We start from the raw sequence: 14,614 nt of genomic DNA, 5'->3' as shown, positions 1-14,614 counted from the left end.
CCCTATGGCAATGAAAAACGGCCCCAGATCGCTCCGGGGCCGTTTCCATGTGCCCTGACCGAAAGCCCTACGACTTCGGCGCGGCCATCGGCGGCAGCTTGCCGGCGGCGGCCTTCATGGCCTCGTGCTGGGCCGGGGGCAGGGGGATCAGGCCGCGGCCCTGCAGGTAGCCGCCCCGGCCGGTCGCGGAGTCGGACACGAACTCGGCGATGAACTCCTTTAGGCCCGGGGTCACCCCGACCTGGTCCTTCTTGACGTAGATGTAGAGCGAGCGCGACAGCGGGTACTGGCCGCTGGCGATCGTCTGGGCCGAGGGTTTCACGCCGTTGACGGCCGCGCCCTTGATACGGTTGCCGTTCTCCTCGAGGAAGCTGTAGCCGAACACGCCCAGGGCGCCCGGGGTCTTCTCGATGGTGCCGACGATGGCGTTGTCGTTCTCGCCGGCGTCGACCCAGGCGCCGTCGGTGCGCAGCGGGTCGACCTTGGCCTTGAAGCCCTTCTCGTCCTTCTCGGCCAGGGCCTTGGCGGTCGGGAACTTCTTGGCGCCGGCCTCGATGGCCAGCTCGACGAAGGCGTCGCGGGTGCCCGAGGTGGGCGGCGGCCCGTAGACCAGGATGCGGTTGGCCGGCAGGCCGGCGCCGACGTCCTTCCAGGTCTTGTAGGGATTGGCCACGAACTGACCGCCGCGCAGCACGGTCTGGCCCAGGCCCAGAAACAGGTGCTCGACCTTGAAGCTGTAGTCCGGCGAGGACTTGTCCATGGCCACGACGATGCCGTCGAAGCCGACCTTCAGCTCGACGATGTTGTTGACGCCCTTGGCCTTGCAGGCCTCGAACTCGGACTTCTTCATCGGGCGCGAGGCGTTGGCGATGTCGGGGAACTTCTCGCCCATGCCGCCGCAGAACATCTTGATGCCGCCGCCAGTGCCCAGGCTCTCGATCTTGGGCGACTTCTTGCCGGTCTTCTTGGCGAAGTTCTCGGCGGTGCGGGTGGCGAACGGGAACACGGTCGACGAGCCGGCGGCCCAGACATAGTCGCGGGCGGCGTGGGCGCTGGACGCGCCGGCCAGCAGGCCGAGCGCTGCGGTGGCTCCGAGCAGGGTCTTCATGGGGGACATTCCTACTTTCGAAGGGACGAGAACGAGGGAGCGAACGAACTGTACGTCCTGTGCCGCCGTCATTTGTCACAGTTTGGCGACAGATTTGCGACAGAATCCGTCCACGGACGATCGCTGGCTCTCATCCCCGCCAAGCCCGGCGCCCGCTCCCATGGCCGGCGCCGGGCCTTCGGGGCGCGTCAGACGGTCGCGCCGCCGGTCATGGCCCGGTCAACCAAGCGGCAACCCTCGGCCCCGCATCATTCCAGGCGGGAGGTGTCGTTTCATGTCCGCTTTCGCCAAGCTCCGCAGCCTGGCCTTCCTGTGCGTCGTCACCGGCGGCCTGATCACCGCCGCCTGGGACGCCGCCAAGGCCGTGCCCTGGCTCCGCGACCGGGATCGCGGCGACGTCGTCTGGATCGACACCAGCGCGCGCTGACCGCCCCGCGCCCGACGCTTTTGGCGGCGCCTTGTGCGCGGTGGATCAAGTTTCTTGACCCCCGCCGGGCGAAAGGGGCCGGCGACTGAGCAAGAACCGGGCGGCTGAGACATTTCGTTCAAAATGTCAGAGACCGATCCGGCCAGCCGGCGGCGACTGGGCGATGCTGGTTCTCAAGAGGCGTCGTCCTGGGGATAATCACCGCGGGTGATGGGCGCGACGGCCTCGAACGAGGACGTCATGTCGAACCAACGGCTTTTGATGGCGGGATCTTCCGTCGCTGTTCTGCTCGCCCTGTCCGTCGCCGCGTCGCCCGCCTTCGCCGCCGATCCGGCCGACGCCTCGACCGCCGTCGACGAGATCGTGGTCAAGGCGCGCGACAAGGCGGGACTGCTGGAGACCCGGCCCAACAACACCGTGTTCGGCCTCGACAAGCCGCTGCTGGAGACGCCGCGCTCGGCCAGCTTCGTCAGCGACACCACCCTGCAGCGCTACGGCATCGAGACCATCGACGGCCTGACCGCCGTGTCTCCAGGCACCTACACCGCCAGCTTCTACGGCGTGCCCGGCGCGCTGAACATCCGCGGCACCCTGGCCGAGAACTATTTCCGTGGCTTCAAGCGCATCGAGAACCGCGGCACCTATTCCACCCCGATCGGCGCGGCCGACCAGATCCAGATCGTGCGCGGCCCGCCGACCCCGATCTACGGCTCGGGCAAGGTGGGCGGCATGCTCAACTTCATCCCCAAGTCGGGCAAGAACGAGGGCGGCTATCTCAGCGAGCCGACCGGCGAGGTCACCGCCACCTACGGCTCGTACAATCGCAAGAACGCCACGGCCCAGATCGGCCTGCCGGTGAACCTGGGTCCCGTGACCGGCGGCGTCTACGCCTATGGCGAGGTCGAGGACAGCCACAGCTTCTACAAGGGGATCTATCCGCGCCGCCAGACCGGCGAGCTCTCGGCCGACTTCGACCTGGGCGGCGGCTGGACCACGGCGTTCGGCGGCATGAAGTACCACTCGGACGGCGACGTGCAGACGCCGGGCTGGAACCGCCTGACCCAGGGCCTGATCGATCACGGGACCTACACCACCGGTCGCGACACCACCTTGGTCGACAGCGACGGCAACGGCCGCATGACCCTGAACGAGATCAGCGGCAACGGCGCCAATCCGTACTATTACGACCCGACCTTCAACCCGCTCTACATCCCGTACTACGGCTTCTACAACACCAACGCCGCCCACGTGCTGGACGCCGGGGTGGGCACGGTGAAGCTGTCGCCGCGCACGGTCTATATCAGCCCGGCCGACTTCTCTAAGACCGACACCAACACCCTGTATTTCGACCTGGCCAAGGCCCTGTCGCCCGACAGCACGATCAAGGCCCAGCTGTTCTACGACGACCAGGAGAACAAGCGCTTCGTCTCGTACGGCTATCCGGCCTGGTTCAAGAGCTCGGTCTGGGAAGCCCGCGTCACCTACGACTTCGCCAACGAATTCATGGACGGCGCGGTCAAGGCCAAGTCGTTCGTCGGCGCCTCGTACCGCGACTTCTCGGGCCGCCGGCGCGAAAGCTACAACAGCGGCGTGATCGCCCTGGACCGCCGCGACATCAGCTTCGGGGCCACGGCCACCGACATCATCGACAGCCCGTTCTCGACCGAGACCGGCTCAGGCGTGCTGGGCCTGGCATGGGAGAACGACAACAAGTCCGACTGGAGCCAGAAGGGCCTGTTCTTCATGACCGACGTCACGGTCGCCGAGAAGCTGAACCTGATGCTGGGCGGCCGCTGGGACGACTACGACGTCACTTCGCACGACACCGGCGCGCTCAGCTACCAGGTCGCCGGCGAGCAGAAGGCCGGCAAGGACAAGTTCACCTACACCGCCAGCGCCACCTACAAGGCCCCGGGCGGGGTGATGCCCTACATCACCTACGCCAAGGCCTCGGCGCTGGAGATGAGCCAGGCCGGCGACGTGGCCGCCAGCCTGGTGGCCGACGCCAGCGACGCCTGGCTGTCGAACAGCGACCTGGCCGAGGCCGGGGTCAAGTTCCAGTGGCTGAAGGGTACGCTGGTCGGCTCGCTGGCCGGCTACCGCCAGAACCGCACCCAGCTGACCGGCATCACCGGCACGCCGACCGGCACCCGCGCCAAGGGCGTGGAGCTGGAGGTTCGCTGGCTGGCCAGCGAGAACTTCAGCTTCACCTTCTCGGGCAACAGCCAGCACACCACGGTCAAGGGGCCGGACAACTCGTTCCAGTACATCCCGGCCTACACCGCCGGCGTGCCGGGCTCGCAGGCGTTCGGCGGCACCTATGTGGTCTGGGCGTTCAGCGGCCTGCCGGGTCGGGCCGGCGACTACGACTACACTCTGATCCCGAAATCGGTGGTCAGCCTGTACGGCGCCTACACCAGCGACGACCACGACTGGGGCAAGGTCGGCGCCACGCTGGGCGTCACCCACGTGACCAAGACCGCGGGCACGGTGCAGAACGCCGTGACCTATCCGGCCTACTATGTCGCCAACGCCTCGGCCTACTACGAGTACGGGCCGTACACGGTGACGGCCAACATCGATAACCTGTTCGACAAGCTCTACTTCACGCCCGACGCCGACAGCTACGCCAACCTCGGCGCGCTGCCCAGCAAGGGCCGCGAGTGGCGCGTGACCCTGTCGCGCAAGTTCTAGTTCCTGTTTCCCGCGCCGCCGGAAACGGCGGCGCGGGGGCTTCGCCTATGCATGGAGGCTCCCATGTCGAAGACGATCCCCTGGCGGTCCTGGCTGCTGCTGGCCGCGCTCAGCCTGGTGCTGTTCACGATCACGGCCTCGACCTTCTCGTCGCTGGGCGTGGTGCTGCCGGCGATGATCAAGGAGCTGAAGTGGAGCTTCGGCTGGGCCTTCTTCGGCTTCACCCTGCTGGGCGCGTTCTGCGGGGCTTCGTCGTGGCTGCCGGCCATCCTGGTCCGCAAGGTCGGGGTGAGGGGAACGATCGTCGCCGGCTCGGCGGTGATGGTCGCCGGCTTCGCCTGCCTGGCCGCGGCCCATGGGCTGGCGGTCTATCTGGTCGGCACGGCCCTGCTGGGCGTCGGCTACCAGATGATGGCCCTGATCCCCGGCACCCACGTGCTGTCGATGCTGTTCAGGAAGCGGGCCCTGCCGTTCGGCATCTATTTCACCATCGGCTCGCTGGGCGGGGTGGCCGGACCGTGGATGGCCCTGACCGGCATGGAGATGGCCCACGGCGGCTGGCGGCCCTATTGGTGGGCCCAGGCGATCGCCTCGGTCGTGGTCGGCGCCCTGTGCGCGGCCCTGGTCGGCGGGCGGGCCTGGCTGGCCGCCGCCGCCGTCGACACCGACAAGGCCGTGGCCGAGGCGGCCAAGACCGCGCCGGCCGACGCCCGGGTCTATCGCACCACCAGCGACTGGACGGTGCGGGAGGCCCTGGCCACCCCGCAGTTCTGGGTGATCCTGGCCGCCTATTTCGCCCACCTGCTGGGCGGGGTGACCGCCGTCAGCCTGGCCCCGACCCACTTCTCCGAGATCGGCGTGGCCTCGGCGGTGGCGGTCACGGCCATCAGCCTGGAATCCCTGATGCAGGTGGCCGCCCGACTGGGCGGCGGCCTGATCGGCGACCGGGTCGACCCGCGCTGGCTGCTGGCTGGCGCGCAAGGGATGATGGCCGTCGGCCTGCTGGCCCTGACCCACGCCACGACCTGGCCGGTGATGATGCTGTTCGCCGTCGGCGTGGGCGTCGGGTTCGGCCTGACGGTGCTGGCGGTCAGCATCCTTTTGCTCAACTATTATGGCCGGAAGAACAATCTGGAGATCTTCTCGCTGGTCTGCCTGGCGGGCGCGGTCTCGGCCCTGGGTCCGGTGATCGGCGGCCTGATGCGCGACCGCCTCGGCGGCTTCGCCCCGACCTTCCAGCTGTTCGCCGCGGTGATCGGCGTCATCTTCCTGGCGGCGCTGTTCATGCGGCCGCCGCGCAAGGCCGTCCTGCAGGATCCCGTCGCCGAGCCGATCCCTGATATGCTTCAAGACGCCGCGTAAGGAGGATCCGCCATGTTCCACAGTCCATCCAAGCACAAGGACTTCGGGGTCTTCCTGCCGGTCGCCAACGGCGGCTGGATCATCTCCAAGACCACCCCGGTCCTCGATGGCCTCTACCAGCAGAACCGGGCCGCGGCGGTCACCGCCGACCAGGTCGGCATGGACTTCGTGATGTCCATGGGCAAGTTCCGCGGCTTCGGCGGCGAGACCGACCACTGGGGCACGGCCCTGGAGTCGGTGACGATGATGGCCGGAATCGCCGAGGCCACCAAGAACGTCCGGATCTGGGCCACCATCCATCCGCTGCTGCAGAACCCGGCCGTGGCCGCCAAGATGATCGCCACGCTCGACCACATCAGCGGCGGCCGGGCGGGCCTGAACATCGTGGCCGGCGCCTACAAGGGCGAGTTCGACCAGATGGGGGCCTGGGACGACAGCCTGAGCCACGACGACCGCTACGCCCTGACCGAGGAATGGACGACGGTGGTCAAGCGCCTGTGGGCCGAGGACAGCGTCGACTTCGCCGGCAAGTTCTTCACGATGAAGGACTGCCAGTCCAAGCCCAAGCCGCTGTCGCGGCCGCGCCCCGAGATCGTCTGCGCCGGCATGTCCGACCGCGGCTTCCAGTTCTCGGTGCGCGAGGCCGACGCCTGCTTCATCGGCGGCCGCACGGCCGACGAGCGCCGCGACGCCTCGCTGCGGGCCAAGAAGACCGCCGAGGCCATGGGCAAGACCATCAAGACCTACGCCATGTGCACGGTGGTGCACGGCGACACCGACGCCAAGGCCGCGGCCATGGTCGAGCACTACAAGGACGGCGCCGACATGGGCGCGATCCTGGCCATGCTGGCCAGCTGGGGCGTGCCAGCCGAGAAGCTGGACACCGTCGCCAGGCAGCAGGGCGCCTTCATGACCCACACGGTGGTCGGCGCGCCCTCCACCTGCGCCGAGCAGATCGAGGAGTTCGTCACCTCCTGCGAGCTGGACGGCCTGATGCTGATCTTCCCCGACTATGTGGAGGGCCTGACCATGTTCGGCGCCGACATCCTGCCGGGCCTGCGGGCGGTCTATTCGTGAACGCCGTGAGCCCGACCGGAGAGACCGCGGACGGCCTGGCCGCCTGGATCGCGCCCGGGCGCACGGCGGTGCTGGTGATCGACATGCAGGTCGACTTCGCCTCGCCCGACGGGGTGCTGGGCGCGTTCATCGACATGGGCGTGGTCCAGCCCGCCCTGGCGGCGGCCGAGACGCTGGTCGCGCAGGCCCGCGCGGCGGGCGTGCCGGTGGTGTTCGTGGGCCTGTCGACCACGCCCGAGACCGACTCCGCGGCCTGGAACGAGCGCCTGCGCCGGCGCGGCGGCGATCCCGACGTCGACGCGGCCCTGTGCCGGGCGGGGCAGGTCGGTTCGGAGTTCTACGGCCCCAAGCCGGCGCCGGGCGAGCTGGTGGTGCACAAGACCCGCTACAGCGGCTTCGTCGGCACCGATCTCGACATGCAGCTGACCAAGATGGGCGTCGACACTCTGGTGGTGGCGGGCCTGACCACCGAATGCTGCGTCGACAGCACCGTCCGCGACGCTTTCGACCTGGACTACCACGTGTTCGTCGCCGCCGACGCCTGCGCCGCCTACGAGGCGGACATCCATGCCGCGTCGCTGAAGGTGATGGAGCTGAACAGCGCGATCCTCACCGACACGGCCGCGATCGCCGACGCCTGGAAAGGGGCTGCCTGAACATGGCCGACGGATTTCCGCCGCCGGGCGCCGCCGCGCCCTACCAGGTCACCGACGCCGACCGCGCCACCATCGCCGCCGCGATCAGCCAGGACGAGATCGTCGAGCTGGCCCTGACCCTGGGCAACATCCCCGCGCCGTCCGGCAAGGAGCTGGAGGTCGCCAACTACGTCCACGACTGGATGGCCCGCGAGGGCTTCTCGCCGCGCAAGGTCGGGGCGACGCCGGAGCGGCCCAACATCATCGGCGTGCACGGCGGCAAGGGGATCGGCAAGAACCTGCTGTTCACCGCCCATCTCGACACCGAGGCGCCGACCTGGAACCCCGACCTGGACGCCTACAAGTATGCGCCGGAGACGATCGCCAATCCCGAATGGGAGAAGTGCTGGCTGGAAGACGGCAAGCTGTACGGCTATCCGATCGCCAACGATCGCGGCCCGATGAGCTGCTTCCTGATCGCCGCCAAGGCGCTGAAGACCGCCGGCTACGAGCTGGCCGGCAAGATGTACCTGACCGCCTGTCCCGGCGAGATCGGCCCCGAGCCGATCGAGGAGCACCGCGGCGTCGCCTATATGGGCAAGGACATCGGCGCCCACTACCTGTTCCACCACGGCGGGGTCGCCCCCGACTACGCCATCGCCGCCGAGGGCTGCGACTTCGGTCTGACCTGGGTGGGCTGCGGCTATGCGGTGTTCCGCTTTCAGGTGTGGGGGGAGGGGGTGTTCACCCCGCTGCTCGACCATCCGGCCACGGCCGCCCAGCATCCGAACCCGATCTACAAGATCGGCCGGCTCACCGACGCCATCCACGCTTGGAGCGGCGAATACGAGAAGGCCAGCCGCTACGACAGCCCCGGCGGCGTGGCCCAGCCCAAGTCGCAGATCGCCTCGATCCGCGGCGGCATCCCGTTCGCCTTCGGGGCGGGCACCGAGCTGGTGAACCTCTATCTGGAGGTCGGCCTGACCCCGAAGCAGCGCGTGGCCGACGTCCAGCATTCGCTGGAGGCCATGGTCCGCGACAACGGCCTGGGCCGTATCGACATCGAGCCGGTGGTGGTGCGCCACGGCTTCGAGGCCGACGCCCGCGAGGTGGCGCCTCTGGTCGCCGCCGTCGACGACGCCACCAGGCTGAGCCTGGGTCACCCGGTCGCCCTGGCCAACCCGGTCTATTCCAGCATGTGGCGCGACCACAACGTCTTCAACATGCACCGCATCCCGGCCATCACCACCGGCTTCAAGCGCTGGCGGCCGACCCCGCAGGACCTGGTCGACAGCGCCCTGGTCTACGCCCTGACCGCCCTGGCGGTCTGCGGCCGGGCCAGTCCCGAGGACAGCGGGAAGCGCCCCGCCTCGGCGGTCTATCCCGACAACCCGTTCGGAAACGAAGGATGAGCGCCGTCGCCAAGGACATGGCGCCCGAGCCGCACGACTTCCGCAAGGCCATGGGCAGCTTCGCGGCGGGGGTGACCGTGGTCACCGTCTGTCACGACGGCCGGCTGGTCGGGACCACGGTCAGCGCCTTCAGCTCGGTGTCGCTGGATCCGCCGCTGGTCATGGTCTGCCTCAAGCGCGACAGTCGCACCCTGGCGGCCCTGGGCCAGGCCAGGAGCTTCTGCGTCAACATCCTGGCCAGCGACCAGGGCGACCTGGCCCATCGCTTCGCCAAGAGCGGGGCCGACGACCGCTTCGCCCTGACCGCCGTCGAGGCCGGGGTCTGTGGCGCGCCGCTGCTGGCCGGCGCGGTCGCCTGCGTCGAATGCGACCTGCACGCCGCCCACGACGGCGGCGATCACGAGATCCTGGTCGGCCGTGTCCTGCGCGTCGCGGTCGACGAAGCCAAGGCCCCGCTCGTCTATGTGCGCGGCGGTTTCCTGAACGTTTAGTGGGAGTTGCGCCGCATGACCTACGACGTGCTCGATGTGAGGCCGATGACCCGCCGGATCGGCGCGGAAATCTTCGGCGTCGACCTGGGCAAGCCGCTGACCAATCGCCAGTTCGAGGAGCTGCACCGGGCCCTGACCCAGTACCAGGTGGTGTTCTTCCGCGACCAGCAGATGGACCACGAGGCCCACAAGGACCTGGGCCGCAAGTTCGGGAACCTGGCCATCCATTCCGGCGTGCCCGGCCTGCCCGACCATCCGGAGATCGTGGCCATCCACGCCGACGCCAGTTCCAAGTTCGTGGCGGGCGAGAACTGGCACTCGGACCTGACCTGCGACCCCGAGCCGCCGCTGGGCAGCATCCTTTACATGAAGGTCCTGCCCGAGGACGGCGGCGACACCTGCTTCGCCAGCATGTACGCGGCCTACGACACCCTGTCGGACCGGATGAAGGCCTATCTGGAGGGGCTGTCGGCCGAACACGACGCCAATCCGGTCTACAAGGCGATCTTCCCGGACATCGACCGCAAGTACAATTGCTCGGTCCACCCGATCGTCCGCACCCATCCGGTCAGCGGCCGCAAGAGCCTGTTCGTCAATCCGTCTTACACCACCCGCGTCATGGGCGTGTCCAAGGCCGAGAGCGCGGCGATCCTGAGCTACCTCTATCAGCACGCCAGTAATCCGGACTTCCAGGTGCGCTTCCGCTGGCGGAAGAACTCAGTGGCCTTCTGGGACAACCGCTGCACCTGGCACCAGGCGATCTGGGACTATTTCCCCGACACCCGCACGGGCTACCGGGTGACGGTGGCGGGCGACCGGCCTTTCTAGCCCGTTCGCGGGGGTCCTGTAGATGAGCCCGCTGAACCGCCGCATCCTCCTGCTCGGCGCGGCCGGCGGCATCGGTTCGGCGATCCGCCTGGGCCTCGCCGGCCGGTACGGCCTGATGCGCCTGGCCGACATCACGCCGCTGGCGCCCGCGAGATCGGGAGAGGAAACGGTTCACGCCGACTTGCTGGACCTCCCGACCCTGGTCGCCGCGATGGCCGGAATCGACACCGTCATCCACATGGCCGGCGTGCCCGTCGAGCCCGAGACCAACGCCTGGGACCAGGTCCTGCCGGCCAACATCGTCGGCGTCCACAACCTGTTCGAAGCCGCGCGGCGGGCTGGGGTGAAGCGGGTGCTGTTCGCCTCGTCGCACCACGCCGCCGGCTTTCATCGCCGCGACACGCCGACGGCGGAGACGATGGTCCCGCGTCCTGACAGCTACTATGGCGTCAGCAAGGTGTTCGGCGAGGCCATGGGCCGGATGTACGCCGACAAGTTCGGGCTGCAGGTGCTGTCCCTGCGGATCGGCGCCTATCGCGACCGGCCGTTCGACATTCGCCAACTGTCGGTCTGGATCAGCCCGCGCGACATGGTCGAGCTGGTGCGCTGCGGGATCGAGGCCGCCGATTTCGGCTATGCGACCGTGTACGGAGTCTCAGGCAACACACGGAGTTTCTGGGATAATTCCGACGTGGCGTTCCTAGGTTATGCACCGAGGGACAACGCCGAGGACTGGGCGGTGGAGGTGCTGGCCGGGCCGGGGGAGGACGCGCTCGCCGCGCCGTTCCAGGGCGGCTGGTACTGCGCCAAGGGCTTCGTGGGCGCGCCGGAACGCGTCGACGACGACCGGCAGGCTCCAGCGCCGAAGGTCCTGGTTTGACAAGCCGACGGGGCGCCTTTCAAACAGGGGAAGCAGTCGGGGAGCGGTGTCGTTGAAGTCGTGTCGGTTTCTCGCCTGGCTGGGCGCGGCGCTCCTGGGCCTGCTTGCGGCGTCGCACGCCGGGGGCGCGATCGCCTCTCCCGCCCAGGTCTTCGCCCAGGCTCCCGTCGAGGTTCGAGTTCCGGCGCCGCCCCGGCCGACGGTCGGCAGCGATGGCGTGACGCACCTGGCCTATGAGCTGCATGTCGGCAATTTCTACAAGGACACCGGGACGCTGACCCTGCGGCGGGTAAGCGTTTATGCCGACGACGAGACCACGCCGCTGGCCAGCTTCGTCGACGCCCAGGTCAACGACCTGCTGGCCCATCCCGCCGACGTGGCGCGCGCCGGCGTGCCCGTCGAGGGCGGCGGGCAGGTGGTGCTGTTCCTGTGGCTCGACCTGCCGGCCGGCGCCAGGCCGCCCAAGGTCCTGCGCCACCAGCTGGAATTTCGGCCCCCGGCCGGACCCGAGCAGTTGGTCGACGGCGTCCGCACGGCCGTTGACGCCGCGCCGCCGATCGTCATCGGCCCACCGCTGGGCGAAGGGCGCTGGCTGGCTCACGAGGGGCCGGGCAATCACCTGTCCCATCACTGGGGAAGCCTGGTGGCGGCCAACGGCCGGGTCACCATCCCGCAGCGCTACGCCGTCGATTTCTTCGGGCTGGACCAGGCGGGGCACGCCGTGCGCGCCGCCCTCGACAAGCTGACCGAGTCGACCGACGCCGACTGGGCGGGCTTCGGCGCGCCGGTGCTGGCGGTGGCCGACGGCGTGGTGCGCGACGCCCGCGACGGCCAGCCCGACAACAGGCCGATGACCAGTCCGCCCGCGCCCGCCGAGCTGACCGCCCGGTCGCTGATGGGCAATTTCGTGGTGCTGGAGATCGCGCCCAGGGTCTTCGTGTCCTACGCTCACCTTCAGCCCGGCAGCCTGACCGTCAAGGCCGGTGATCGGGTGAAGCGCGGCGCCGTGATCGGGCTGCTGGGCCAGTCGGGCGCCGCCAACGCGCCCCACCTGCATTTCCAGGTCACCGACGCGGCGACCTTCGAGGAGTCGGAAGGCCTGCCGTTCGTCATCGACCGCTTCGACCGCCTGGGCGCGGTGAGCATCAGCGACGCGCTGGATCGGACGGCCAAGGTCTCGCTCGGCCCGCCGTCGGCGCGGCGGGAGCAGACGCCGCTGGACGGAGACGTGTTGCAGTTCCGGTGAGCAGGCCTTCGGTGTCCCGGAGCGGCGCCGAGCCTACTCCCGCGTGAACTCCGCTGGAACCTGCGGGTTCGCCCCGGCCTTGCCCCACAGGACGATCTCGTTGCCCCACGGGTCGCGGAAGGCGTGATTGTAGCCGTTGAACTCGGCCCAATAGTGATCGCGCCACAGCAGGACCGCGCCCAGCTTTTCGGCGGTCGACAGGATGCGGTCGGCGCTGTCGTCGTCGCCGATCAGCACCCAGACGCGCGGCTTGCGGCCGTCAGTCGATAGGTGGCGGGGCTCGACGCCGGCCGGTTCGGGGTGGGGGCGGGCGTTGGCGGCCTTGAAGATGCCCAGGTGCAGGTTACCGATCTCGCTGTCGGTCCCGTCGCTCTTCTTGAAGAAGCCGCCGGGCACCATGCGGTGGTACTCGCCCTGGGGTCGGGCGTCGTTCTCCCAGCCGAACACCTGCGCGTAGAACCGGCCGGCGGCGTCCGGGTCTTCCGAGGCCAGGTCGACGAAGATCAGGGTGTTGGTCACGGGCGGTCCCTTATTTGGCGAAGCCGATCGACAGGGTGAGGTCTTTCCAGGCGTCGATGTCGGCCTGGAGGCCGGCGGCGGCGTAGCCGGCGTATTTCAGGGCGTCCTCGCCCAGCAGAAGGTGCAGGGGCGGGGCGGGCTCGTCGGCGATGCGCAGGATGGCCTGGGCCGCCCTGGCCGGGTCGCCCGGCTCGTGGCCGGCGTGGTCGGCCATGATCCGCTCAGCGTCGCGGGCCAGGCCGTCATAGTCGGCGATCTTGCTGGCGACGACGGTCTTGGAGCCGCCGGCGAAGTTGGTGCGCAGGCCGCCGGGGGCGACGTTGACGACCTTGATCCCCAACTCGGCCACCTCGGCGGCCAGGGTCTGGGTCAGGCCCTCCAGCGCCCACTTGCTGGCGCAGTAGACGCCCGTGCCGGCCCAGACCGCCAGACCCGAGACCGAGGTGATGTTGATGATCCGCCCGGCGCGGCGCGCGCGCATGGCCGGCAGCACCGCCTTCAGCATCGCCAGCGGGCCGATGACATTGGTCTCGAACTGGGCGCGGACCTCGTCGAGCGAGGCCTCCTCCACCGCCCCGACCAGGCCGTAGCCGGCGTTGTTGACCAGAATGTCGATCGCTCCCGCCGCTTCCGCCTGGGCGACTCCCGTGCGCACGGCGGCCTCGTCGGTGACGTCCAGCACCAGGGCGCGGCCGCCCAGCCGCTCGAAGGCGTCGGCGGCCGCGGCGCCGCGCACCGTGCCGAACACGACGTCGCCGCGGGCGACGGCCGCCAGGGCGATCTCGCGTCCGAGACCGCCGGACACGCCGGTGATCAGCCAGGTCTGGGTCATGGATCTTCTCAACTCATCACAAAGGTTGTCATCCCGGCCGTAGCGTAGCGGAGAGCCGGGACCCAGGGGACTGGGCGAAGGCGGTGCGGCGGCCCCTGGGTCCCGGACAAGCGCTGCGCGCTTTCCGGGATGACAACGAAAGGGGCCCTGCGAAAGACCTAGTACGGCTTGTCGCCCTTCACCCACAGCCGGTGCATGGTCCGGAAATACTTGGTGTCGTCGTACAGCGTGCCGGTGTGCAGGGTGCAGCGGTTGTCCCACATCAGCAGGTCGCCCTTGGCCCATTTGTGGCGATAGACGAACGGCTCGCTGGTCATGAATTCCACGAGCTCGCCGATCAGGGCCAGACCCTCGGGGCCGGGCTTGCCGATCACCTCGGTCACCGTACCGGTCGAGGGCCACAGCGCCTTGCGGCCGTCGGCCGGATGGGTGCGGATCAGCGGATGCTCGACGTCGGGATTGGCCGCCTCCAACTCGGGCGACAGGGTCTGCTGCTGGCCGAACTGGCGGGTGGCCATGAAGTGCTTGTAGCTGTGGTGCAGGCGCAGCGGCAGCAGCTCGGCCTGCTTCTCGGGGCTCAGGGCGTTCCAGGCGGCGCAGCCGTCGGCCAGCAGGGTGTCAGAGCCCTCGTCCGGCACCTCCACCGCATAGAGCATGGTCAGCATCACCGGCTCGGGCTTGTAGCTGTAGTCGGTGTGCCAACCGACCCCGTCGTTGTGGGCCCCGATCGGCTGGCCGTCGACCACCCGGTTGCTGAGGATGAAGATCTTCGGATAGCCGGGCAGGGTGAAGCGGGTCTGGGTATGGTCCTCGGCCTCGCCGAACCGACCGATGAAGCGCATCAGGTCGTCCGGCGTCATCGTCTGTCCGGGGACCACGACGGCGCCGTGGCGGTGGAAGGCGGCCACCACCTTGTCGATCTGGGCGTCCGAGGCGGACGGCAGGTCGATGTCGTGGATCCGGGCGCCGAAGCCGGGCTTCAGGTCCGAGATCGTCAGGTCGTCGGCGAGCGTCATGTCCACGGGCGTGGTCCTCTGGAAGCGGTCTGGACCCGAGGCTAGGCATCGCCCGGGGAGGCGTCTTTCCCCAGCGCGCCCGATCGC

The 14,614-nt window shown here is 69.0% G+C and carries 14 protein-coding genes; 10 read left to right on the top strand and 4 right to left on the bottom strand.

Annotated elements, in window-relative coordinates:
- Positions 1–67: 67 nt before the first annotated feature.
- Entirely contained in the window at positions 68–1,108 is a 1,041-nt protein-coding gene (locus tag BM066_RS06910) for a substrate-binding domain-containing protein (protein WP_089925796.1), read from the bottom strand.
- A 274-nt stretch (positions 1,109–1,382) separates the two neighbouring features.
- On the opposite strand from BM066_RS06910, the gene BM066_RS26380 reads away from it, so the two are divergent.
- From BM066_RS26380 to BM066_RS06865, 10 genes are all read left to right on the top strand, one after another.
- Entirely contained in the window at positions 1,383–1,535 is a 153-nt protein-coding gene (locus BM066_RS26380; protein ID WP_177218397.1) for a hypothetical protein, read from the top strand.
- Between the two features lie 240 nt (positions 1,536–1,775).
- Complete coding sequence (locus tag BM066_RS06905) at positions 1,776–4,229, top strand: TonB-dependent siderophore receptor (RefSeq protein ID WP_089925904.1); 2,454 nt, start codon at positions 1,776–1,778, stop codon at positions 4,227–4,229.
- 63 nt (positions 4,230–4,292) lie between these two features.
- Positions 4,293–5,591 (top strand): MFS transporter, encoded by a 1,299-nt coding sequence (locus tag BM066_RS06900; protein ID WP_089925791.1) that lies wholly within the window; start codon positions 4,293–4,295, stop codon positions 5,589–5,591.
- A 12-nt stretch (positions 5,592–5,603) separates the two neighbouring features.
- A complete protein-coding gene (locus BM066_RS06895; RefSeq protein ID WP_089925788.1) occupies positions 5,604–6,668 on the top strand; it encodes an LLM class flavin-dependent oxidoreductase in 1,065 nt (354 codons plus the stop codon).
- Positions 6,665–7,324, top strand: coding sequence for a cysteine hydrolase family protein (locus BM066_RS06890; protein WP_089925785.1), 660 nt, complete (start codon positions 6,665–6,667; stop codon positions 7,322–7,324). Before BM066_RS06895 ends, BM066_RS06890 begins: the two co-directional genes overlap by 4 nt.
- Positions 7,325–7,326: 2 nt before the next feature.
- Positions 7,327–8,715, top strand: a complete 1,389-nt coding sequence (locus tag BM066_RS06885; RefSeq protein ID WP_089925782.1) for a zinc-binding metallopeptidase family protein — start codon at positions 7,327–7,329, stop codon at positions 8,713–8,715.
- Positions 8,712–9,206, top strand: coding sequence for a flavin reductase family protein (locus tag BM066_RS06880; RefSeq protein ID WP_089925779.1), 495 nt, complete (start codon positions 8,712–8,714; stop codon positions 9,204–9,206). Before BM066_RS06885 ends, BM066_RS06880 begins: the two co-directional genes overlap by 4 nt.
- A gap of 15 nt (positions 9,207–9,221) precedes the next feature.
- Positions 9,222–10,034: a TauD/TfdA dioxygenase family protein gene (locus tag BM066_RS06875; protein ID WP_089925776.1), complete on the top strand. Its 813-nt coding sequence runs from the start codon at positions 9,222–9,224 to the stop codon at positions 10,032–10,034.
- 22 nt (positions 10,035–10,056) lie between these two features.
- Positions 10,057–10,914, top strand: a complete 858-nt coding sequence (locus tag BM066_RS06870) for an NAD-dependent epimerase/dehydratase family protein (RefSeq protein ID WP_089925772.1) — start codon at positions 10,057–10,059, stop codon at positions 10,912–10,914.
- A 52-nt stretch (positions 10,915–10,966) separates the two neighbouring features.
- The gene (locus BM066_RS06865; RefSeq protein WP_143093670.1) at positions 10,967–12,160 is read left to right on the top strand and encodes a M23 family metallopeptidase; all 1,194 of its coding nucleotides are present in this window, start codon (positions 10,967–10,969) and stop codon (positions 12,158–12,160) included.
- A 33-nt stretch (positions 12,161–12,193) separates the two neighbouring features.
- On the opposite strand, the gene BM066_RS06860 is transcribed toward BM066_RS06865, so the two are convergent.
- From BM066_RS06860 to BM066_RS06850, 3 genes are all read right to left on the bottom strand, one after another.
- Complete coding sequence (locus BM066_RS06860) at positions 12,194–12,679, bottom strand: VOC family protein (RefSeq protein WP_089925766.1); 486 nt, start codon at positions 12,677–12,679, stop codon at positions 12,194–12,196.
- 10 nt (positions 12,680–12,689) lie between these two features.
- The gene (locus tag BM066_RS06855; protein ID WP_089925763.1) at positions 12,690–13,511 is read right to left on the bottom strand and encodes an oxidoreductase; all 822 of its coding nucleotides are present in this window, start codon (positions 13,509–13,511) and stop codon (positions 12,690–12,692) included.
- Between the two features lie 158 nt (positions 13,512–13,669).
- On the bottom strand, positions 13,670–14,527 hold the full coding sequence (locus BM066_RS06850) for a TauD/TfdA dioxygenase family protein (protein ID WP_089925901.1): 858 nt from the start codon (positions 14,525–14,527) through the stop codon (positions 13,670–13,672).
- Positions 14,528–14,614: the final 87 nt, after the last annotated feature.

The organism is Caulobacter sp. UNC279MFTsu5.1, assembly GCF_900114015.1.
GTDB lineage: Bacteria > Pseudomonadota > Alphaproteobacteria > Caulobacterales > Caulobacteraceae > Caulobacter.
Note: the sequence above shows the minus strand (reverse complement) of the source record. Positions and strands in the feature narration are given on the sequence as shown.

What these genes read in the sequence shown, in the direction of transcription:
- BM066_RS06910 (WP_089925796.1), bottom strand. Translation starts at nt 1,108, where the DNA reads ATGAAGACCCTGCTCGGAGCCACCGCAGCGCTCGGCCTGCTGGCCGGC.
- BM066_RS26380 (WP_177218397.1), top strand. Translation starts at nt 1,383, where the DNA reads ATGTCCGCTTTCGCCAAGCTCCGCAGCCTGGCCTTCCTGTGCGTCGTC.
- BM066_RS06905 (WP_089925904.1), top strand. Translation starts at nt 1,776, where the DNA reads ATGTCGAACCAACGGCTTTTGATGGCGGGATCTTCCGTCGCTGTTCTG.
- BM066_RS06900 (WP_089925791.1), top strand. Translation starts at nt 4,293, where the DNA reads ATGTCGAAGACGATCCCCTGGCGGTCCTGGCTGCTGCTGGCCGCGCTC.
- BM066_RS06895 (WP_089925788.1), top strand. Translation starts at nt 5,604, where the DNA reads ATGTTCCACAGTCCATCCAAGCACAAGGACTTCGGGGTCTTCCTGCCG.
- BM066_RS06885 (WP_089925782.1), top strand. Translation starts at nt 7,327, where the DNA reads ATGGCCGACGGATTTCCGCCGCCGGGCGCCGCCGCGCCCTACCAGGTC.
- BM066_RS06880 (WP_089925779.1), top strand. Translation starts at nt 8,712, where the DNA reads ATGAGCGCCGTCGCCAAGGACATGGCGCCCGAGCCGCACGACTTCCGC.
- BM066_RS06875 (WP_089925776.1), top strand. Translation starts at nt 9,222, where the DNA reads ATGACCTACGACGTGCTCGATGTGAGGCCGATGACCCGCCGGATCGGC.
- BM066_RS06870 (WP_089925772.1), top strand. Translation starts at nt 10,057, where the DNA reads ATGAGCCCGCTGAACCGCCGCATCCTCCTGCTCGGCGCGGCCGGCGGC.
- BM066_RS06855 (WP_089925763.1), bottom strand. Translation starts at nt 13,511, where the DNA reads ATGACCCAGACCTGGCTGATCACCGGCGTGTCCGGCGGTCTCGGACGC.
- BM066_RS06850 (WP_089925901.1), bottom strand. Translation starts at nt 14,527, where the DNA reads ATGACGCTCGCCGACGACCTGACGATCTCGGACCTGAAGCCCGGCTTC.